The 21685-nt window shown below is 29.2% G+C and carries 17 protein-coding genes and 8 tRNA genes; 24 read left to right on the top strand and 1 reads right to left on the bottom strand.

Annotated elements, in window-relative coordinates; translation table 11 throughout:
* Positions 1–68 precede the first annotated feature (68 nt).
* Positions 69–2798: an isoleucine--tRNA ligase gene (ileS, locus tag CP965_RS13705; RefSeq protein WP_129062676.1), complete on the bottom strand. Its 2730-nt coding sequence runs from the start codon at positions 2796–2798 to the stop codon at positions 69–71.
* Positions 2799–3183: 385 nt separating this feature from the next.
* On the opposite strand from ileS, the gene CP965_RS13700 reads away from it, so the two are divergent.
* The 24 genes from CP965_RS13700 to CP965_RS13585 all read left to right on the top strand — a co-directional run.
* A complete protein-coding gene (locus CP965_RS13700; RefSeq protein WP_129062675.1) occupies positions 3184–4542 on the top strand; it encodes an FAD-dependent oxidoreductase in 1359 nt (452 codons plus the stop codon).
* A 58-nt stretch (positions 4543–4600) separates the two neighbouring features.
* On the top strand, positions 4601–5092 hold the full coding sequence (locus tag CP965_RS13695; protein ID WP_129062674.1) for a CinA family protein: 492 nt from the start codon (positions 4601–4603) through the stop codon (positions 5090–5092).
* A gap of 58 nt (positions 5093–5150) precedes the next feature.
* Positions 5151–5226 (top strand) — tRNA-Lys (locus CP965_RS13690).
* A gap of 17 nt (positions 5227–5243) precedes the next feature.
* Positions 5244–5318: transfer RNA gene (locus tag CP965_RS13685), tRNA-Glu, on the top strand.
* A 7-nt stretch (positions 5319–5325) separates the two neighbouring features.
* Positions 5326–5401, top strand: a tRNA-Val gene (locus CP965_RS13680).
* Between the two features lie 11 nt (positions 5402–5412).
* A tRNA-Asp gene (locus tag CP965_RS13675) sits at positions 5413–5489 on the top strand.
* Between the two features lie 16 nt (positions 5490–5505).
* A tRNA-Lys gene (locus CP965_RS13670) sits at positions 5506–5581 on the top strand.
* A gap of 17 nt (positions 5582–5598) precedes the next feature.
* Positions 5599–5673, top strand: a tRNA-Glu gene (locus tag CP965_RS13665).
* Positions 5674–5680: 7 nt separating this feature from the next.
* Positions 5681–5756: transfer RNA gene (locus tag CP965_RS13660), tRNA-Val, on the top strand.
* An 11-nt stretch (positions 5757–5767) separates the two neighbouring features.
* Positions 5768–5844, top strand: a tRNA-Asp gene (locus CP965_RS13655).
* Positions 5845–5933: 89 nt separating this feature from the next.
* Entirely contained in the window at positions 5934–7517 is a 1584-nt protein-coding gene (locus CP965_RS13650; RefSeq protein WP_129062673.1) for a sensor histidine kinase, read from the top strand.
* Positions 7498–8160 (top strand): response regulator transcription factor, encoded by a 663-nt coding sequence (locus CP965_RS13645; protein ID WP_129062672.1) that lies wholly within the window; start codon positions 7498–7500, stop codon positions 8158–8160. Before CP965_RS13650 ends, CP965_RS13645 begins: the two co-directional genes overlap by 20 nt.
* A 176-nt stretch (positions 8161–8336) precedes the next feature.
* Complete coding sequence (locus tag CP965_RS13640) at positions 8337–8591, top strand: DUF4212 domain-containing protein (RefSeq protein WP_129062671.1); 255 nt, start codon at positions 8337–8339, stop codon at positions 8589–8591.
* An 11-nt stretch (positions 8592–8602) separates the two neighbouring features.
* On the top strand, positions 8603–10480 hold the full coding sequence (locus tag CP965_RS13635) for a sodium:solute symporter family protein (protein ID WP_129062670.1): 1878 nt from the start codon (positions 8603–8605) through the stop codon (positions 10478–10480).
* A gap of 102 nt (positions 10481–10582) precedes the next feature.
* On the top strand, positions 10583–12400 hold the full coding sequence (locus CP965_RS13630) for a DUF294 nucleotidyltransferase-like domain-containing protein (RefSeq protein ID WP_129062669.1): 1818 nt from the start codon (positions 10583–10585) through the stop codon (positions 12398–12400).
* Complete coding sequence (locus CP965_RS13625) at positions 12400–13032, top strand: 3'-5' exonuclease (RefSeq protein ID WP_129062668.1); 633 nt, start codon at positions 12400–12402, stop codon at positions 13030–13032. The genes CP965_RS13630 and CP965_RS13625 overlap by 1 nt, the downstream gene beginning before the upstream one ends.
* Positions 13033–13289: 257 nt before the next feature.
* The gene (locus tag CP965_RS13620; protein WP_129062667.1) at positions 13290–13604 is read left to right on the top strand and encodes a DUF485 domain-containing protein; all 315 of its coding nucleotides are present in this window, start codon (positions 13290–13292) and stop codon (positions 13602–13604) included.
* Entirely contained in the window at positions 13604–15253 is a 1650-nt protein-coding gene (locus CP965_RS13615; RefSeq protein WP_129062666.1) for a cation acetate symporter, read from the top strand. Before CP965_RS13620 ends, CP965_RS13615 begins: the two co-directional genes overlap by 1 nt.
* 302 nt (positions 15254–15555) lie before the next feature.
* Entirely contained in the window at positions 15556–15873 is a 318-nt protein-coding gene (locus tag CP965_RS13610) for a DUF485 domain-containing protein (protein ID WP_129062665.1), read from the top strand.
* Positions 15873–17522 carry a cation acetate symporter gene (locus tag CP965_RS13605; protein WP_129062664.1) on the top strand — a complete coding sequence of 550 codons (1650 nt, stop codon included), beginning with the start codon at positions 15873–15875 and terminating at the stop codon, positions 17520–17522. Before CP965_RS13610 ends, CP965_RS13605 begins: the two co-directional genes overlap by 1 nt.
* 95 nt (positions 17523–17617) lie before the next feature.
* A complete protein-coding gene (locus CP965_RS13600; RefSeq protein WP_129062663.1) occupies positions 17618–19462 on the top strand; it encodes a putative nucleotidyltransferase substrate binding domain-containing protein in 1845 nt (614 codons plus the stop codon).
* Positions 19455–20075: a 3'-5' exonuclease gene (locus CP965_RS13595; protein WP_129062662.1), complete on the top strand. Its 621-nt coding sequence runs from the start codon at positions 19455–19457 to the stop codon at positions 20073–20075. Before CP965_RS13600 ends, CP965_RS13595 begins: the two co-directional genes overlap by 8 nt.
* 63 nt (positions 20076–20138) lie before the next feature.
* Complete coding sequence (locus tag CP965_RS13590) at positions 20139–21332, top strand: acetate/propionate family kinase (protein WP_129062661.1); 1194 nt, start codon at positions 20139–20141, stop codon at positions 21330–21332.
* 240 nt (positions 21333–21572) lie between these two features.
* Positions 21573–21685, top strand: a 113-nt coding sequence (locus CP965_RS13585) for a phosphate acyltransferase (RefSeq protein ID WP_267285286.1), incomplete at its 3' end; no start/stop codon positions are given.

The raw sequence follows: 21685 nt of genomic DNA, 5'->3' as shown, positions 1-21685 counted from the left end.
AGCAGTAATAATAAAAATAACTGCTATAGTTAAAAAAATAAAATTTAAAGTAACCTCTGATTCAAACATTAATTTATTACACTTTCACATCTAGAACAAAGTGTTTCCTCATCAGAAGATGTATATTTCCAACATCTAGGACATTTTGCTGCATTTGCTTTTGCAATAATAAATTTTACATTATCTAACTCAAAATTAACTAACTCTTCATTTGAAGTTGTTCCTTCTGAAACAGAACTTACTAAAAACCAATCACTTGCTTCTGTTTGATCTAAAGCTAAAATATCTTTAGAATCTGTTATAAGTTGTAACTCTAAAGTTGATTTAATAACTTTATCTTTTTTAAGTGTATCTATTGCTTCACTAAATTTTTCTTTAGCTTTTAATAAAATTTCTTCATTAAGAGTAGTTTCAACTATTGGTAATTCTTGTTTTTCAAAATCAAAGATATCTTTTGCATTACCTTTTATAAATTCAGGTGCATACTCTAATAACTCATCCATAGTATATGTTAAAATACAAGAAAGAGTAGATATTAACTTTTTAGCAATAAGAGCCATTGCACTTTGAGAACTTCTTCTATGAATATCATTTTTATCATCACAATATAATCTATCTTTACAAACGTCAAGATAAATTCCAGATAAATCAACAACTAAAAAGTTATTCAATCTATTTAATCCTTTTGAAAACTCATATTCTTTAAAAGCATTATCAATTTCATCAAAAACTCTTTTTGCTTTATTTAAAATCCATTTATCTAAAATACCCATTTCTTCAACATTAATAATCTCATCTAAATCATTAATATTTGCAAGTAAAAATCTTGCTGTATTTCTAATTTTTCTATAAAGTTCTGCATTTTGCTTTAAAATATTATCTGAAATTTTTTGGTCATTTTGATAATCACTCATTGCAACCCAAAGTCTTAAAATCTCAGAACCATACTGTTTCATAACTTTTGCAGGGTCTACAACATTACCTTTAGATTTAGACATTTTTTCACCTTTTTCATCCATAGTGAATCCATGTGTTAAAATCGATTTATAAGGTGCAACTTCACTTGATGCAAGTGTTGTTAAAAGTGAAGACTGAAACCATCCTCTATGTTGATCACTTCCTTCTAAATACATATCAGCAGGAAATGTTCCCGCATCATAATTTCTACTTCTTAATACAGCATTTTGAGTAGAACCTGAGTCAAACCATACATCTAAAATATCCATTGTTTTTTCTAAATCTTCTGGATTTAATCCACTTCCTGGATATAATAATTCTTCAATTGGTAAGTCATACCAAGCATCACAACCTTTTTGCTCAAAAATCATAGCTGTAAAGTTAAGAACTTTTTCATCAAAAATGATTTCATCAGTTTTCTTATTTCTAAAGAATGCAATAGGTACACCCCAATCTCGCTGACGTGAGATACACCAATCAGGTCTTCCCTCAAGCATTGATCTTAATCTATTTCTTCCCCACTCTGGATAGAAAGTAAGGTTCTCAACTATATCAAGTGCATTTTGTCTAAGAGTTTTATTTTGCTCTCCATACTCATCATCAATTGAAATAAACCATTGTTTTGTTGCTCTAAAGATAATTGGTTTATGAGTTCTCCAACAGTGGGGATAAGAGTGTCTAATATCTGTATGTTTAAGTAAAGACTCACCTAATTCTTCTAAAATTAGTTCATTTGCTTTAAATACATGAAGACCTAGGTATTTATCTGTATCTTTAAATAATTTTTCTCTTACAATTGTTTCATCATATTTACCATATGCATCAACAGGCATAATAACATCAAGTCCATATTGAAGTCCTACTTTATAGTCATCCTCTCCATGTCCAGGAGCTGTATGAACTGCACCTGTACCAGCATCCATTTCAACATGTTCACCAAGAATAATTTTAGATTCTCTTCCATTTAACGGATTAATTGCTGATGAGTTTTCTAAGTCTTTTGGATTTATAGAATCTACAATATCACCTTTGATAACCTCTTCTTCAATTAATGAATTATAAAGTTTTTTTGCAACAATAAATTTATCACTTGTTAAAACATACTCTTCTTCACCATTTAAAGAAATACCTGTATTTGCAGGAAGCGTCCAAGGTGTAGTTGTCCAAATAATAACACTTGCATCTAATTTTTCATGTTTGAAAGCAACATATATAGAAGGAGATGTTTTATCTTCATATTCAACTTCAGCTTCAGCAAGTGCAGTTTGTGCAGCCCATGACCAATAAACAGGCTTAGATCTTTGAACTAATAGCCCTTGATTTGCAATTGCACAAAGTTCTCTATAAATATTTGCTTCAAATTTAAAATCCATAGTTAAATAAGGATTATCCCAATCTCCTATTACACCAAGCTTCTTGAACTCATCCCTTTGAATATCAACAAATCTTGAAGCATGTTCTCTACAAAGTTCTCTAATTTTTGATTTAGGAAGTTCTTTTTTCTTTGTACTTCCAATTTTTTCTTCAACTTTTTGTTCAATTGGAAGACCATGACAGTCCCATCCTGGAACGTACCTTACAGACTTTCCGTCAAAATAGTGATATTTAACAATTAGATCTTTTAAGATTTTATTTAATGCATGCCCAATATGAATATGTCCATTTGCATAGGGAGGACCATCATGCAAAGTAAATGAAGGTGCACCTTTTCTATTTTCTTTCATTCTTTCATAAACTTTAGATTCATCCCAAAGCTTATATCTTTTTGGTTCATTTTGTGGCAAATTACCTCTCATAGGAAATGCCGTTTTTGGTAAAAGTAAACTCTCTTTATAATCCATAATTTATACCTTATTACTCAATTTGTATCATCTTTCTATAAATCGCAGATTATATCTAAAGCACTTTTAATTTTGACTAAGTTAAATTTTTTAAAGAAAAGATATATTAAAACTTAGTAATTTTTTATAACTTATTTTTATAATTTTTGAACTAAAAGAATTGGACAAAAATAGTACATTTTTATTTTTTTTGTTTAAAAAATATTTCATAAGACATAAAATGTACATATTTTGAACGTACAATAAATTGAAGAAAAATCAATAAAATGTTACTATTAAACATATTTTCTTTAAGAAAAGAAGCTTTGCAAAAAAAACTAACATAAAGTAAAAAAAAATTGTGTTAGTATATTTTGCAAAAATAAACTATGATAGGAATATATTAATGAATACGAAACATTATCAAGTAGCAATTGTAGGTGGTGGAATTTCAGGTGCTGCACTTTTCTACGAAATCGCTAGATATACAGATGCAAAAAGTGTATGTATTTTAGAAAAATATGATGATTTAGCAACATTAAACTCTAAAGGGACAAGTAACTCACAAACTATTCACGTAGGAGATATTGAAACAAATTATACTTTAGATAAAGCAAAAATCACAAAAAGAACTGCAAAAATGATTGAAAAGTTCTGTCTACAATATGGGCTTCAAGATAAAATTATGTTCGCTCACCAAAAAATGGCTTTAGGTGTAGGCGAAAAAGAAGTTGAATTTATTAAAAACAGATATGAAGAATTTAAAGAATTATTCCCTTATTTAGAATTATGGGATAAAGAAGCATTAAGAGAAAAAGAACCTTTATTAGTATATGCAGATAAAGAAAGAACAAAAGATAGACCAGAGCCTATTTTAGCAATGGGAACTCAAAGTGAGTATACTACTGTTGACTTTGGAGAGATGACTAAGGAATTAGTTAAAGCTGGTCAAGAACAAGAAGGTGTTGAAACTGACGTTTATTTCAATGCTAGAGTAGATGAAATTGAAAAAGTAGGTGACAAATATAAAATTACTACAACAAATGGTTCAGTTTATACTGCTGACTTCGTAGTTGTAAATGCAGGTGCTCATTCATTACACCTTGCACACAAAATGGGGTATGGAAAACACATGGGTTCACTTTCTATGGCTGGATCTTTTTATATTACTAATGATACTTACTTAAATGGTAAAGTTTATATGGTACAAAATCCAAAACTTCCATTCGCTGCACTTCATGGAGACCCAGATATTCTTTGTGATGGAAAAACTAGATTTGGACCAACTGCATTAGCACTTGCAGTACTTGAAAGATATAAAGGTGGTAAATCTTTCTTCGAATGTTTAAAAACTATGAACATTGGTGGAGATACTATCAAAATCTTCTGGGACTTATTAAAAGATTCAGAAATCAGAAACTATGTATTTAGAAACTTCTTATTTGAAGTTCCAGGAATCAATAAAGGTCTTTTTGTTAAAGATGCACAAAAAATTGTTCCTTCATTAAGTACAGAAGATATAGAGTATGCAAAAGGCTTTGGTGGAGTTAGACCACAAGTACTTGATAAAAAAGAGCAAAAGCTTATGCTAGGTGAAGCTTCTATTAATCCAGGTGATGGAATCTTATTCAATATGACTCCATCTCCAGGTGCTACATCTTGTTTAGGTAATGCAGAAAGAGATATTAAAATTGTTGCAGACTATCTTAATTTAACATTTGATCAAGATAAATTCTTAGATGAATTAACAGAAAAAGAAGACTAATAGGATTTTTCCTATTAGTTATCTTTAATATATACATATATAATAGTATATAAATACAATGTTTACTCAACAAGATATGCAGGAACTGCAAAACCTGCTTAAACTCCACAAAAAGACTATTACAACAGCTGAAAGTTGTACAGGTGGTCTTATAGCTTCTAAAATCACAGAAATCGCAGGATCTTCATCAGTTTTCAATGCAGCTATCGTAAGCTACTCAAATGAAATAAAATCTAAAGAATTGAATGTTAAAGAAGAAACTCTATCAAAATATGGAGCTGTAAGTATTGAAGTTGTTAATGAAATGTTAGCTGGGGTATTAAAAAAATTCAATGCAGACTATGCAATAGCAGTTAGTGGAATTGCAGGTCCTGATGGTGGAACAACTTCTAAACCTGTTGGTACAGTAGTAATAGGAGTTGCTTCAAAAGACAAGAGAGAAGTGCATATTTATAACTTCAAAGGTACAAGAAATCAAGTGCAAAATCAAGCGGCAAATAAAAGTTTAGAAAAAATTTCAAAGTTTTTGCAAAAAACCCTTGACAAATAAAAAAAAAGTAAGTATAATTCCACTCCATTTTGAAAAGAAGTACTTTCAAAATGCATATGACCCGTTAGCTCAGCTGGTAGAGCATCTCCCTTTTAAGGAGGTGGCCGAAGGTTCGAATCCTTCACGGGTCACCAGTTATTATATATTGTATGGCCCCTTCATCTAGCGGTTAGGATCCATGGTTTTCATCCATGTCACAGGAGTTCGAGTCTCCTAGGGGTCACCATACATTTGGTCGATTAGCTCAGTTGGTAGAGCGCTACCCTTACAAGGTAGATGTCAGTGGTTCGAGTCCACTATCGACCACCATTTCAAAGTGTGCGGTTGTAGTTTAGTTGGTTAGAATGCCTGCCTGTCACGCAGGAGGTCGCGAGTTCGAGTCTCGTCAACCGCGCCATTTATATTTATTTATTGACCCGTTAGCTCAGCTGGTAGAGCATCTCCCTTTTAAGGAGGTGGCCGAAGGTTCGAATCCTTCACGGGTCACCAGTTATTATATATTGTATGGCCCCTTCATCTAGCGGTTAGGATCCATGGTTTTCATCCATGTCACAGGAGTTCGAGTCTCCTAGGGGTCACCATACATTTGGTCGATTAGCTCAGTTGGTAGAGCGCTACCCTTACAAGGTAGATGTCAGTGGTTCGAGTCCACTATCGACCACCATTTCAAAGTGTGCGGTTGTAGTTTAGTTGGTTAGAATGCCTGCCTGTCACGCAGGAGGTCGCGAGTTCGAGTCTCGTCAACCGCGCCACTTTTTTTTAAATCTATCAAATCATTTTTTATCAATTATTTATATTTTTTCAGATATTCTCTTTTATTATTAAAAAAGGATAAATTTTAATGATTAGAGCAAAATCTTTATACCACTTAATTCTTTATAGTATAATCTTTATTGTTTTCTTAACATCTTCTTTTACTTTTATTATTATCAACAATGCTTTTGATGACTTTGATGAAAAAATAAAAATTATAAAAGACAACTATTATGCAAAACAAAAAGATTTAATTCAAGCAGATATAAAAAGAACACTAAAATTCATTCATTATTATCACACTACCTATAAAAATATAAAAAGTGAAGAGAAAATAAAAAAAGATATACTTCATGCAATAGAAACAATGAGAGACAAAACAAATCTAAATGACTATGCTTTCATCTATGATTTTGAAGGAACATCTATTTATTATCCTATACTTGAAGAGAATATAGGGAAAAATTTATATGAATTTAAAGACCCCAGTGGGAAAAAAGTTATAAAAGAACTAATTGATATTTCAAAAAAAGACAAAGGTGGTTTTGTCAAATATATTTGGTATAAACCCCAATTAAAAAAAGAAGCTCTTAAAATATCTTATGCTTTATCATACAAGCCTTGGAATTGGACAATAGGAAGAGGAATCTACTTAGATGAAATAGATGAAGTAATTAAAACAAAAAGAAAAGAGCATGATGAAAAAATATCAAACTATATCCTTCAAATTTTATCATTAACAATTATGCTTGTCTTATATTCTATCTTTATTTATAAAAATGCAACTATTCTTATAGTTAATGATGTTAAAGAAATTGGTAAATACTTAAAGGAAACCCAAAAATCAGATACAAGAATAAGTCAAAATAGATTAATATTTGGAGAGTTTAAAGTTATTGCAAACTATGCATATGATGCAATGCATAGTATAAAAGATAAAAATCAAATGCTACAAGGACTAAATACCCATCTAGAAGAGAAAGTAAATGAACAAACAAAAGAACTAAGTAATTTACTTGAATCACAAAAAAAATTTCTTAAAAATTCTGTACATGAAGTAAATACTCCTTTAGCCATTATAAGAACAAATATAGACCTATTAAAAAGGCATACTCCAAATAACAAATATATATCAAATATAGAAAGTGGAACAAAAATAATTCAATATATTTATGATGACCTATCATATTTAATAAAAAAAGATAGAGTTGAATACCCTAAAGAGTATATAAACTTTTCAGCCTATTTAATTGAAAGACTAAACTTCTTTGATAGTATTGCAATTGCAAATGACTTATATTTTGTAAGTAATATAGAAGAAGATATATATATAAAATTCAATAAAACAGAATTGCAAAGAATAGTAGATAACAATATATCAAACTCAATTAAATATTCAAAAGCAAAATCACCTATTTATATTAAACTTTCATATTTAGATGAAGATATAATTAAATTCTCTGTTAAAACAAATTCAGAAAAAATCGAAGACACTAATAAGATTTTTAGTGATTTTTATAGAGAAAATGATTCAAGGGGTGGCTTTGGCCTGGGCCTTAGAATAGTAAAAGAAATATGTGATAAAAATTTAGTTATAATTGATTTAGATTCCAATGAGAAATATACAAAATTCACTTATAGGTTTAAAATAAATGAAAATACTACTACTTGAAGATGAACTAATGTTAAATAATACAATATCTGAATATTTAAAGGATATTGGTCATATGGTTGAAAGTTTTACTGATGGTGAAGAAGTAATTGAACATGTAGATTCTTCTTATGATTTATTAATCTTAGATATTAATGTACCTAAAAAGAATGGTTTTCAAATATTAGAAGAATTGAATAATCAAAAAATCTATATTCCTACAATTTATATATCTGCTCTTTTAGATATAGAAGATATTACAAAAGCATATGATTTAGGTTGTAGAGAATATATAAAGAAACCTTTTCATTTAGAAGAGTTAGGAATAAAAATAAATCAAATCTTAAAAAAAGACCAAAGTAACACTTCTCATATAAGATTTTCAGAGAATTATTCTTACTCTAAGAGTGAAAAAACTCTATATTTTAACTCTGAACCACAAACTTTAACTAAAAAACAATTGGATATTATCCATATTTTAGCCCTTAATATTAATATGATTGTTGACTTTGAAAGATTTAGAATTGACATCTGGGGAGGGGAAAATATTGATAATCCTACAATAAGAGCAGAAATATCAAGACTTAAAAAAGCTCTAAAAGAGGATTTTATTAAAAATATTAGAGGTTTAGGCTACAAAATCGATAGATTTTATTCAGTTTAGAAACTACCTAAAAAAGGCTTATCTAAAGCCTTTTTGCTACGTTAATCCTACGAAATATAAATTTTTTTATAATTTTTTTTCAATTGCTACCTTTTTGCTACAAACTGTTATTATACTTACAATGTTGAATTACTAAAAAGATTTATTCTTTTTGTAAAACTTAAAAAGGAGTACATATGAGTCCAGAAAAAGCTCAAGCTTATTGGAAAGAAAATATTTCTACTATTCTTAAATTATTAGTAGTTTGGTTTATCGTTTCTTTCGGTTGTGGAATTTTATTCATAAATGAACTTAATACTATTGAAATTAGTGGTGTTAAATTAGGATTCTGGTTTGCCCAACAAGGGTCAATATATGTTTTCGTAATTTTAATTTTTGTATATGTTGCAAAAATGACAGCAATTGACGAAAAATATGATGTACACGAATAGGAGATATTAAAATGGAATTACAATCATTAATTTACCTATTTGTAGGTATTTCATTTGCAATTTATATTGGTATTGCACTTTGGGCAAAAGCAGGTTCTACTAAAGATTTCTATGTTGCTGGTGGTGGTGTTCACCCTGTAGCAAATGGTATGGCAACTGCTGCAGACTGGATGTCAGCTGCTTCATTTATTTCAATGGCAGGTATTATTGCATTTAAAGGTTCTGATGCAAGTGCTTATTTAATGGGTTGGACAGGTGGATATGTTCTACTTGCTATGTTACTAGCACCTTATTTAAGAAAATTTGGTAAATTTACTGTTCCTGATTTTGTAGGGGATAGATATTACTCAAATATTGCAAGAACAGTTGCTGTTGTTGCTGTAATTTTCGTTTCATTTACATATGTTGCAGGACAAATGAGAGGTGTTGGTATTGTATTCTCAAGATTCTTACAAGTTGATGTAAATACAGGTGTTCTTATTGGTATGGGTATTGTATTTATTTACTCTGTACTTGGGGGGATGAAAGGTATTACGTATACACAAGTTGCACAGTATATTGTTATGATTTTTGCATATTTAATTCCTGCAATTTTCTTATCATTACAAGTTACTGATACATTTTTACCACAATTAGCATTATTTGGTCAAACTACATTTGAATTCCATGATGGAGTAAAAACGATTCCTGAAGGAACCTATTTACTGCATGCGCTTGATACAGCCATTACAGATTTAGGATTCAAAGCATATACTGAACCAGGTAATTTATGGAATATGTTTATGTTAACTACAGCTTTAATGCTTGGTACTGCTGGTCTTCCACACGTTATTGTTAGATTCTTTACAGTTCCAACTGTTAGAGATGCTAGAATTTCTGCTGGATGGGCATTATTATTCATTGCTATTATGTATACAACTGCTTCTTCAGTTGCTGCAATTGGTAGATTAAACTTAATTAAAAATGTTCAAAATGTTGAATATAAAGCCTTTGTAAATGGTGAATTAAAACATGCTGATGGTACTCCAAACAATGGTTCTTGGTTTACTACTTGGGAACAAGGTGGATTATTAGCTTGGGCAGATAGAAATGGTGATGGAAAAATTCAATATGCTCCTGATGCAGCATTTGAAGGACCTAAAGGTAAACCTGCATTTGATGGTGAAAAAATTGGTGAGCATGGAGAAAGAGTTACTACTAATGCTATACCAAGTCAAAATACAGGTAAAATTGAAAATGAGTTATATGTTGATAGAGATATTATGGTACTTGCTAACCCAGAGATTGCTAACTTACCAAATTGGGTAATTGCATTCATCGCAGCAGGGGGTCTTGCAGCAGCATTATCTACAGCAGCAGGTTTATTACTTGTAATTGCTTCAGCTATTTCACATGACCTTATGGGACAAGTAATATTTAGAGATCCAGAAACTGGAAAATCTAAATTAAATGAAAAAACAGAATTAATGTGGGCAAGAATCTCAGCAGTTGTTGCAATATGTGTTGCTGGATATCTAGGAATTAACCCTCCAGGATTTGTTGCACAAGTTGTTGCTTTTGCATTCGGTTTAGCAGCAGCGGCATTCTTCCCAACAATTATTCTTGGTGTATTTGATAAAAGAATGAATAAAGAAGGTGCAATTGCTGGTATTTTAACTGGTTTATTCTTCACATTCGGATATATCATTTACTTTGTATTCCTAGGTGGAAAACCTGAAGATTATTTCTTAGGAATTGCTCCTACAGGAATTGGTACAATAGGTACACTTTTACACTTAATTGTAGCATTTGTTGTATCTAGAATGACTCCTGAACCACCTCAAGAAGTTCAAGAGTTAGTTGAGTCAATCAGACTTCCAAATAATGTTGGAGCGGCTCACGACCACTAAAATAAAAGTTCTAAAGTCAACCCTTTTGGGTTGGCTTTTCTTTTAATATTCATTTATACTATAATTTCTATATTATAAATGAATATTATCTAAGGAAAATTTATGAGTCTTCGTGATCAAAAATCTTTTTTATCAAACATTCATCCTTTTGAACTTTTAACAGAAGAACAAATGGATAAATGTATTAGACATATGGATATTGCTTATTATCCTAAAGATGAAGTTTTAATTACTCCTGAAAATATTCCTAATCACTTTTTTGTAATTATAAAAGGTATCGTTCATGAGTATAAAGAAGATGAAATATTAGTTGACTACCACTATCAAGACTCTTTTGATGCCAACTCATTAATATACGGAAAAACAAATAACTCTTTTAAAGTATATGAAGATTTAATTTGTTATGAAATAGAAAAAACTATTTTTCTGGAACTAATTGAAAATAATGACGGCTTTAAAAACTTTTTCCTAAACAATTTAGTAAATAAATTTCAAACACTAAAAGATAAAGAATATGCTTCTGAACTTTCTTCTTTTATGATTGCAAAGGTAGAAGACACTATTTTACACCCTCCTTGTATAGTAGAAAAAGGAACCAAATTAATTGATGCAATTGATAAATCAATGCAATATGAAACATCTACAATAATTGTAAAGTTTGACACACATAAATATGGAATCATTACAGATTCATTACTTAAAATTAAAGTTTTATTAGAAGGCAGAGATTTATCTATTCCAGTAGAGGAGATAGCTATTTCACCTATATTAACAGTTAACCTAGATGACTATTTATTTGAAGCGCTAACACTATTAATTAAAAAAAATATCAAAAGAGTAGGAGTTGTAAATAATGAAGGGGAGATCCAAGGTACATTAGAGCAAATTGATGTATTATCTCACTTTGCAAACCACACTTATGTAGTTGACTCAAAAATAAAAAATGCAAGAACATTAAAAGATTTAAAAGAAGCCAGTGGAGAACTTGTTGATACAGTTAAAACATTAAATGCAAAAGGTGTAAAAGTTCATCATATCTCAAACTTAATTGGTCAATTAAATACAAAAGTTTATAAAAAAATATATAAATTTGTTGTTCCTGAAGAACTACAAAATAATGCCTGCTTAATAGTAATGGGAAGTGAAGGAAGAAATGAGCAAATAATAAAAACTGACCAAGATAATGCACTTGTTGTAAAAGATGGAACTGATGTAGAACAATATAGACCCTATATGCAACAAATTACAGAAACATTAATTGACTTTGGCTATCCTCCTTGTGAAGGTAATATTATGGTTTCAAATCCTTTTTGGTGTAAAACTGTAAATGATTATAAAAAAGATACAGCAAGATGGATTGAAGCACCAGATATGCAAAACTACATGGATTTAGCAATATTTTTTGATTCTTTTGCAGTGGCAGGGGATAAAGAATTATTAATCAATTTAAAAGATGACTTATTTAATAAACTTCATGATAAAGATGTATTTATGGCATATTTTGCAAGAGCAACACTTACTTTTGACACTCCAAGTACAGTAGCAAATTTTATGACAAAAACTTATAATATTGATATAAAGAAAACTGGTGTATTCCCTATTGTTCAAGGAATTAGAAGTCTAAGCCTAAGAGAAAGAATTAGAGAAACAACAACAGTAAAAAGAATAAAAATATTACAACAAAAGAAAATATTAGAAGCAGAAATGGCAAATGAACTTTTAGAAGCATTTGATGTATTAAATACATTAAGACTTAAAGCACATTTACAAAAAATACAAGATTCTAAAAAAATAAATAATGAAATAGATACCCATAGTTTAGGGAAAATAGAAAGAGATTTATTAAAAGACAGTTTTAAAATTGTTAATAATTTTAAAAAATTTATTACTTATGTATTTAAAATTGATAAGATTTCATAATGTTTAAAAAACTAATAAATTCTTGGCAAAGAAAAAAGTTACTAGATAAAAAATATGAATATCTTTTTGATAACCCTTTAAAAGATGAATATGTTTGTTTAGATTGTGAGACTACAGGACTTAATCCCAAAAAAGATGAAATTCTCTCAATTGGTGCCGTTAGAATAAAACAAAATAAGATATTAATGAGAAAGACATTAAATATTTTTGTAAAACCCTCTAAAGAAATTACAGAAGAATCAATTAAAATACACCAAATCAGACCAATAGATTTACAAAAAGCAATTGAACCTAAAGAAGCTATTTTAAATTTGCTTGATTTTATAGGGAATAGACCTATTGTAGGCTACTATATAAAATTTGATATTGCCATGATTTCTAAATATACAAAAGAATACATTGGAGTATCTTTGCCTAATCACCAAATAGAAGTTTCTTCTATGTATTTTAAAACAAGAAAAAGAAGTTCAGATTATGAATTTGTTGATCTAAAGTTTGACACAATAATGAAAAATTTAGATATTCCAGAACTTGGGAAACATGATGCTTTAAATGATGCACTTATGACTTCAATGATTTTTTTAAAACTAAGGGATTTATCTCCTGCAAACTCTACTTTTTATACTGGATAAAACTACAAACGTAGCAATAAAATAGCTTGAACATAGCAATAAAATAGCATTAAAAATTATGCTATTTTATTGCTACTTTTACCTGTAACAATTCGTTACTAAGGGCCTTTAAAGCCTTAAAATTGACTTAATAGTCAAATAATAATTGTATAAAAAAAATATCTCATGTATAATATTCAAATATTTTCTAGAACATTTGTTATTTAAATTAGAAATTAACAGGAAAACTAGAAATATCATCTAAAGAAAGGACGATAATGAACGATCAATTAGTATCTAAAATTAAAGCTAATCCTAATTATCAAGAATTAGTAAAAAAAAGAACAAGTTTTGCCATTAAACTTGGAATATTTGTGCTTGTATTATTTTATGCATTTATTTTAACAATTGCATTTGAACCAGCACTATTAGGAATAAGAACAGGAGATGGTGTAATGACTATAGCATTTCCTATTGCAGCTGCAATTATTGTAATTAGTTTCTTTACAACACTTATTTATGTAAAAAGAGCAAATGGTGAGTTTGAAGAATTAATTGAAAAAGTAAGAGAAGATGTAAAGGATGAATTATAATGTTAAGAATATTAGCACTAATTACACTATTTTCTGTTGCATTATTTGCAGCAGGCGATGCAAATTTTGAAGCATCGAAAAGAGAACTTAATGTTGCTGCAATTATTATGTTTTTTATTTTTGTTGGTGGTACTCTAGGTATCACTTATTGGGCAGCAAAGAAAACAAAGTCGGCTAGTGACTTCTATACAGCTGGTGGAGGAATTACTGGTTTCCAAAATGGTATGGCAATTGCGGGAGATTATATGTCTGCTGCTTCATTCCTTGGTATTTCAGGACTTGTTTATTTAAGTGGATATGATGGTCTTATTTATGCCGTTGGATTCTTAGTTGGTTGGCCTGTTATTTTATTCTTATTAGCAGAGAGATTAAGAAACTTAGGTAAATTTACATTTACAGATATTGCTGCATTTAGATTAGGTCAAAAAGAGATTAGGACTTTAGCTGCATTTGGTTCACTATCTGTTGTAACTTTATACTTAATTGCTCAAATGGTTGGTTCGGGTAAATTAATTCAAGTATTATTTGGATTAGAGTATGAGTATGCAGTAATTCTTGTTGGAGTTATGATGATTATTTATGTAACTTTTGGTGGAATGCTTGCAACTACTTGGGTTCAAATTATTAAAGCTGTATTACTTTTATCTGGTGTTTCATTTATGGGATTTATGGTATTAAGTCACTTTGGTTTTTCTTTTGAAGCTTTAGCAACAAAAGCAGTAGAAAGTCATGAAAAAGGTCAAGCAATTATGGCGCCAGGTGGATTTATTTCTGACCCTATTTCTGCTATTTCTTTAGGACTTGCATTAATGCTTGGTACGGCGGGTCTTCCTCACGTATTAATGAGATTCTTTACAGTTGGTAATGCAAAAGAAGCTAGAAAATCTGTTGTTTATGCAACTGGATTTATTGGTTACTTCTATTTAGTTATTGCTGTTATTGGTCTTGGTGCTATTGTATTCTTAAACTCTGATGCAGGTGCTGCATACTTTGTTGATGGAAAATTATTTGGTGGGAACAATATGGCGGCAATTCACTTATCACACATTGTTGGTGGTAACGTATTCTTAGGATTTATTTCAGCTGTTGCCTTTGCTACAATTTTAGCAGTTGTTGCTGGATTAACACTAGCAGGAGCATCTGCAATTTCACACGACCTTTATGCATCTGTTATTAATCCAAATGCTACAGAAGAGCAAGAGATTAGAGTTTCTAAAATTGCTGTTATTATAATTGGATTTGTTGGTGTTATTTTAGGGATTGCATTTGAACAACAAAATATTGCATTTATGGTTGGTTTAGCATTTGCTATTGCAGCATCAGCAAACTTCCCAATTTTATTCTTATCAATTTACTGGAGAAAGTTAACTACTAGAGGTGCTTTCATAGGTGGAATTATAGGATTAGCTACTGCAGTTATTTTAGTAATTGTAGGACCAATTGTTTGGGTACAAATTTTAGGAAATGAAGAAGCTTTATTCCCATATAAACACCCTGCACTATTTTCTGTAACTATTGCATTTGTTGCTATTTGGTTCTTTTCTATTACTGATAATTCTCAAAGAGCAAAAGATGAAGAAAAAGCTTATGAAGCTCAAAATATAAGAGCAGAAACTGGTTTTGGTGCAGATGGAGCAGTAGACCACTAAAAAAGTACACTTTGTACAATAATTATACAATAAAGAGAGATTAAAATCTCTCTTTATATTAAAATCTCTTAAAACAACGAAAAATAGGACTATTCTTAAAACTTTTAATTGCTACTTTTTTACATAATATCATTTTTTTTGACATTTTTTGTACACTTTTTGTTTAAATTAATTTTTGCCAAAGTATAATAATTTGTTGTTTTTTTTAATGCTATGCTGATGCTACTTTGTTATAGCAAAGATAAAACAAATGTCATTCTAGAAATCTTAACTATAAGATTTTGTAATACAAAGGGGAGAAGATGAAGGACGAGTTAGTTGAAAGGATTGAAAATAATCCTAAATACGAAGAACTGATTTCAAAAAGAAATAGTTTTAGTATAAAACTTGGTATTTTTGTTTTAGTGATGTTTTATGCCTATATTTTAACTATTGCATTTAACAAAGAAATACTAGCTACAAAAATAAGTGAAGGTATGTTAACAACAATTGCATTTCCAATTGCACTTGCAATTTTAGTAATTAGTTTTATCACAACAGTTATTTATGTGAAAAGAGCAAATGGTGAGTTTGAAGATATAACTAATGAAATAAAAGAAGATGTAAAGGATTTAATGTAATGTTGAGAATATTAGCACTAATTTCTATTATTGCACTTTCTGCATTTGCAGCAGGTGATGCAAGTTTTGAAGCAACGAAAAGAGAACTTAATATTCCAGCGATTATTATGTTCTTTATTTTCATTATGGGTACTTTAGCTCTTACTTATTGGGCAGCAAAGAAAACAAAGTCTGCTAGTGACTTTTATACAGCTGGTGGGGGAATCACTGGTTTTCAAAATGGTCTAGCAATTGCAGGTGACTACATGTCTGCTGCTGCTTTCCTTGGAGTTTCTGGTCTTATTTACCTTAAAGGTTATGATGGGGTTATCTATGCAGTTTCATTTTTAGTTGGATGGCCAATTATTCTTTTCTTTATGGCAGAGAAATTAAGAAATTTAGGTAAATTTACTTTTGCAGATATTGCTGCTTATAGATTAAGTCAAAAAGAAATTAGAACTCTTGCAGCTTTCGGAACATTATCAGTTGTAGTATTATATTTAATTGCTCAAATGGTAGGTGCAGGAAAACTTATTCAAGTACTATTTGGAATGGAATATGAGTTTGCTGTAATTCTAGTTGGAGTTATGATGATTATTTACGTAACTTTTGGTGGAATGCTTGCAACTACTTGGGTTCAAATTATTAAAGCTTGCTTATTATTAACTGGTGTATCTTTTATGGCCATAATGGTTTTATATACATTTAATTTTAACTTTGAATCATTAGCTGTAGCAGCTACTGAAAATCATAGTGATGGAGAATCAATTTTATCTCCAGGTGGATTTATTTCTGACCCTATTTCTGCTATATCATTAGGTATGGCTCTTATGCTAGGAACAGCAGGTTTACCTCACGTTCTTATGAGATTCTTTACAGTTGGTAATGCAAAAGAAGCTAGAAAATCTGTTGTTTATGCTACAGGATTTGTAGGATATTTTTGGGTTATTATTACAATTGTAGGATTTGGAGCAATTGCATTTTTAAATACTGCAGATGGAGCACAATATTTTACTGATGGCAAATTATTTGGTGGAAATAATATGGCTTCAATTCACTTATCTCATATGCTAGGTGGAAATGCATTCTTAGGATTTATTTCAGCTGTTGCTTTTGCTACTATTTTAGCAGTTGTATCAGGACTTACTTTATCAGGGGCAAGTGCTATTTCACATGATTTATACTCAAATGTTATAAATCCTAATGCTACTGATGAGCAAGTTGTTAAAATTTCAAGAATCACAGTTATCATTGTAGGTATTGTTGGTGTTATCTTAGGAATTGCTTTTGAACAACAAAATATTGCTTATATGGTTGGATTAGCATTTGGTATTGCAGCTTCTGCAAACTTCCCAATTCTTTTCTTATCTATTTATTGGAGAGGACTAACAACAAGAGGTGCTTTCTTAGGTGGATTAATTGGATTAATTACAGCTGTAACACTTGTAATTATTGGGCCAATTGTTTGGGTACAAATTTTAGGAAATGAAGAAGCTTTATTCCCTTATAAACACCCTGCACTATTCTCTGTAACAGTTGCATTTATTGCTATTTGGTTCTTCTCTAAAACAGATGGAAGTGATAGAGGAAAAGCAGAAAAAGAATTATATAGAGCTCAAAATATTAGAGCAAATACAGGTATTGGTGCAGCTGGAGCAGTTGATCACTAATATTAAAAATCAAAGAGTTATTCTCTTTGATTTTTTGGTTACTTTCTTTTATTAATTTTTTCTTATAATTAATAAATTAATAATAGAGATTTAACATGGACACACAAGAACAAATAAAATTTTTAAAAGCTATTCATCCTTTTGAAAACCTAACAAAAAAACAACTTGAATACTTTGCTGAAAACTTAGATATTGTATATTTAAAAAAAGAAGAGATAATTCAAAATTTCTCACAAGAACCTAGATTTTTATATTTTATTATTAAAGGTATAGTTCAAGAAAAAAATGAAGACTCTGAAGTCTTATCATTATATTCGAATCATGAATTTTTTGATTCTATTTCCTTAATTGAGAATTTTTCAAAAAATTGTTTTGTAACTACAGAAGAGACTATTTGTTATACTTTACCTAGAGAAATATTTATTCAAGTTCTACATGAGAACCCTGCCCTTGAGAATTTTTTCTTTCAATCAATTTCTGAAAAATTAAATGGAAATATAAACCATGAAAAAAATAAAGAATTAGTAAACCTAATGGTTGCAAAAGTTAAAGATGCAAGGGTTCATAAAGCTTTAATTCTTCCTTTTGAAACTTCTATTTATGAAGCAGTAAAACAATTAAAAGAAAAAAAAGTTCCTACATTATTATTAAAAGATAAAGAAAAAAATCTTCATATAGTAACAGATTCAGACTTTAGAGAAAAAGTAATTTTAAATAAAATGAGTTTCGATGATAGTGTGGGTAAAATTTCAAATTCAGGTCTAAAATATGTAAATGAAGATGATTTTTTATTTAATGCCCAACTACTAATGACAAAACATGGATTAAAAAGATTAATAGTAAAAAATTCAAACCATGATATTGTAGGAGTTTTAGATCAAATATCTTTATCTTCATTTTTTGCAACACATACATTCTCTGTTTCTAATGAAATTGCAAAAGCTACAAATGTGGAAGAATTAAAAATTGCAAGTCAATCTTTACTTAAGATTGTAAAATCACTCTATGCAAAAGGTGTAAAAGTTGCATTTATTTCAAAACTAATAAATCAATTAAATAGAAAAATCATGGATAAACTATTTAATATGATAGCACCAGAAGAACTCATTGGAAAATCTACATTAATTGTAATGGGAAGTGAAGGAAGAGCTGAACAAATTTTAAAAACAGACCAAGATAATGCTTTAATTCTAGATGATAACTGCAAAATTGAAAAAGCTAAGCTTGAAACTTTTACTAAAGAATACACTCAAACTTTAGTAGACTTTGGATTTCCTCCATGTGAAGGTAATATTATGCTTTCGAATCCTTATTGGTGTAGAACACAAAAGGAATTTAAAGACTTAATCTATGATTGGATTACCCATCCAAGTGAAGAAAAGTTTATGAACCTTGCTATTTTTTATGATGCTTTTTGTGCATCTGGAAATAGACAATTACTTGATGACCTAAAACAACACTTATTTAAAGTTTGTGCAGACTCTCAAAGTTTTTATATGCATTTTGCAAAGATAATTATGGATTTTGATGTTCCTCTTGGTTTCTTTGATGGTTTTGTTTTTGATTCAAAAGATAAAGAGCATAAACATGAATTAGATATAAAAAAAGGTGGTATTTTCATTGTTGTTCAAGGAGTTAGAGCTTTATCCTTAGAATATAAATTAATGCGAGTAAATACTTTAAAAAGAATAAAAGAATTAACAGATAAAAATATATTCACAAAAGAGTTCTCTCAAGAATTATCAGAAGCTTTTAATTATTTAAATTCATTAAAATTAAAATCTAATATTGAAAAAATGGACTCAGCTCAAACTATTGATAATTATATTGATCCAGATAAGTTAAATAGAATGGAAAAAGATTTATTAAAAGATAGTTTTAAAATTATTAATAAATTAAAGAAAATTTTAGAAAGCCATTACAAGTTAAATTATGTTTAATTCAATAAAAAACTATTTCAATAGAAAAAACTTAAAAGATGAAAAATATGCTTTTTTATTTGATAAAGCAGTAGAAAATGAGTATGTTTGTTTTGATTGTGAGACAACAGGATTAAATCCTTTAGAAGATGATATTATATCAATTGGAGCAGTTTTAATAAAAAATAATACTATCGTAGCCAGCAAAAAATTTGTTAGATTTATAAAACCTAAAACAAAATTACAAATTGAAGCAATCAAAGTTCATCACATAAGAGAATGTGATTTAGAAGAAGCAGAGGATATAAATATAGTTATTGAAGAGTTTTTAGAATTTATTGGTAATAGAAAACTTGTAGGATATTATTTAGAATTTGACATCGCAATGATAAATAAATATTTAAAACCAAAATTGGGAATAAGATTACCAAATAAAGCCTATGAAGTTTCTGCTATTTATTATGATTATAAGATAGAAATGATTCCTCAAAGCAATATTGATTTAAGATTTGATACTATCATGAAAGAGCTTGATATTCCACCTTTTGGGAAACATGATGCTTATAATGATGCAATAATGACAGCTATGATCTTTTTAAAATTAAAAAATCAAGCTAAGGTAAAAATAAAATAAATACTTTCATAATATTTATATTCTTCTTTGGTATAATTGCATTTTAAACCAAAAGGAGAAAAAATGTTAATTCTTGTTTTAAATGCAGGTAGTTCATCATTAAAATATCAACTTATTAATCCTAAAACTGCCGAAGTAAAAGCCTCAGGTTTATGTGAAAGAATTGGAATAGATGGTGTAATGAAGCATGAAATTGCAGAACACAGAAAATTAGAAATTGAACAACCTATGCCAACGCATAAAGAAGCTATTGAGTTTGTCTTAAATATTTTAACCCATGATGATACTAAAGTGATTGAAAATATTAATGAAATATCAGCTATTGGACATAGAGTAGTTCATGGAGGAGAATATTTTAAAAAATCAACATTAATTACAAAAGATGTTTTACAAAAAATTGAAGAACTAATACCTCTAGCCCCACTACATAACCCTGCACATATTTTAGGTATTAAAATTTGTCAAGAACTTATGGCAGATAAACCTAATGTTGCAGTATTTGATACGGCCTTTCATCAAACAATGCCAGAAGAAAATTATTTATATGCTGTTCCACATGAAGATTATATAGAACACCACTTAAGAAAATATGGATTCCATGGAACAAGTCATCATTACGTTTCAAATGAAGCAATTAATATGCTAAATAAAAAAGAATCAAAAGTAATTGTATGCCATCTAGGTAATGGTTCATCAATATGTGCTGTTAAAAATGGAAAATCTATTGATACAACAATGGGTCTAACTCCTCTTGAAGGACTTGTTATGGGAACAAGAAGTGGAGATATTGATGCAGGTGTAATCCCTTATTTAATGGATAGAAAAGGCATGAATTCCCATGAAATAGTTGATTACTTAAATAAAAAATCAGGGATTCTTGGTGTTTCTGGTATTTCTTCTGATTTAAGAGAAGTACTAAAAGAAGCAGAAGATGGAGACCATAGAGCAAAAATTTGTATTGAAATGATGTGTAATAGAATTAAAAAGTATATTTGCTCTTATATGGGACAATTAGGTGGGGCAGATGCTATTTGCTTTACAGCTGGTATTGGAGAAAATGCAGATGTTATTAGAGAAAAAGTTTGTACTGGTTTAGAATTTCTAGGTTTAGAAATAGATAAAAAGGAAAATAAAAAAAGAAAAAGTGGAAATAGAGAAATACAAAAAGACTCTTCTAAAATTAAGATATTTGTTATTCCAACCAATGAAGAGTATGTAATTGCAAAAGATACATACAATTTAGTAAAAAAAGCTTAAGCTTTTTTTACTAACAAAATAGTTTTACCTTATTAAAGAATTAATTTTATCTCATATTCATTTTTTTTCTTAAAAAATGTTTATTAAAGTAACATTTCTTTATTTATGTAAATATTATGTACTAATTTTATACAAATGAACTAATTTTACACATTACTTGAGCCATTTTTTTACATAAATGCTACTTTTATGCTACGCTTTGTATAATAAAATATATAAATATAGTGAAAGGACGGATATATGGGTTTAATAGAGAACATAAAAGAAAATGCAAAGAAAGAACTAAAAACAATAGTTCTTCCAGAATCTGAAGATGAAAGAGTTTTACAAGCTGCTCAAAAGGTTCTTGAAGA

This window comes from Halarcobacter mediterraneus, assembly GCF_004116625.1.
GTDB classification, from domain to species: Bacteria; Campylobacterota; Campylobacteria; order Campylobacterales; family Arcobacteraceae; genus Halarcobacter; species Halarcobacter mediterraneus.
Note: the sequence above shows the minus strand (reverse complement) of the source record. Positions and strands in the feature narration are given on the sequence as shown.

Excerpts from the sequence above, each read along its gene's own strand:
- ileS (WP_129062676.1), bottom strand. The coding sequence starts at position 2,798 with ATGGATTATAAAGAGAGTTTACTTTTACCAAAAACGGCATTTCCTATG.
- CP965_RS13700 (WP_129062675.1), top strand. The coding sequence starts at position 3,184 with ATGAATACGAAACATTATCAAGTAGCAATTGTAGGTGGTGGAATTTCA.
- CP965_RS13695 (WP_129062674.1), top strand. The coding sequence starts at position 4,601 with ATGTTTACTCAACAAGATATGCAGGAACTGCAAAACCTGCTTAAACTC.
- CP965_RS13650 (WP_129062673.1), top strand. The coding sequence starts at position 5,934 with ATGATTAGAGCAAAATCTTTATACCACTTAATTCTTTATAGTATAATC.
- CP965_RS13645 (WP_129062672.1), top strand. The coding sequence starts at position 7,498 with ATGAAAATACTACTACTTGAAGATGAACTAATGTTAAATAATACAATA.
- CP965_RS13640 (WP_129062671.1), top strand. The coding sequence starts at position 8,337 with ATGAGTCCAGAAAAAGCTCAAGCTTATTGGAAAGAAAATATTTCTACT.
- CP965_RS13635 (WP_129062670.1), top strand. The coding sequence starts at position 8,603 with ATGGAATTACAATCATTAATTTACCTATTTGTAGGTATTTCATTTGCA.
- CP965_RS13630 (WP_129062669.1), top strand. The coding sequence starts at position 10,583 with ATGAGTCTTCGTGATCAAAAATCTTTTTTATCAAACATTCATCCTTTT.
- CP965_RS13625 (WP_129062668.1), top strand. The coding sequence starts at position 12,400 with ATGTTTAAAAAACTAATAAATTCTTGGCAAAGAAAAAAGTTACTAGAT.
- CP965_RS13620 (WP_129062667.1), top strand. The coding sequence starts at position 13,290 with ATGAACGATCAATTAGTATCTAAAATTAAAGCTAATCCTAATTATCAA.
- CP965_RS13615 (WP_129062666.1), top strand. The coding sequence starts at position 13,604 with ATGTTAAGAATATTAGCACTAATTACACTATTTTCTGTTGCATTATTT.
- CP965_RS13610 (WP_129062665.1), top strand. The coding sequence starts at position 15,556 with ATGAAGGACGAGTTAGTTGAAAGGATTGAAAATAATCCTAAATACGAA.
- CP965_RS13605 (WP_129062664.1), top strand. The coding sequence starts at position 15,873 with ATGTTGAGAATATTAGCACTAATTTCTATTATTGCACTTTCTGCATTT.
- CP965_RS13600 (WP_129062663.1), top strand. The coding sequence starts at position 17,618 with ATGGACACACAAGAACAAATAAAATTTTTAAAAGCTATTCATCCTTTT.
- CP965_RS13595 (WP_129062662.1), top strand. The coding sequence starts at position 19,455 with ATGTTTAATTCAATAAAAAACTATTTCAATAGAAAAAACTTAAAAGAT.
- CP965_RS13590 (WP_129062661.1), top strand. The coding sequence starts at position 20,139 with ATGTTAATTCTTGTTTTAAATGCAGGTAGTTCATCATTAAAATATCAA.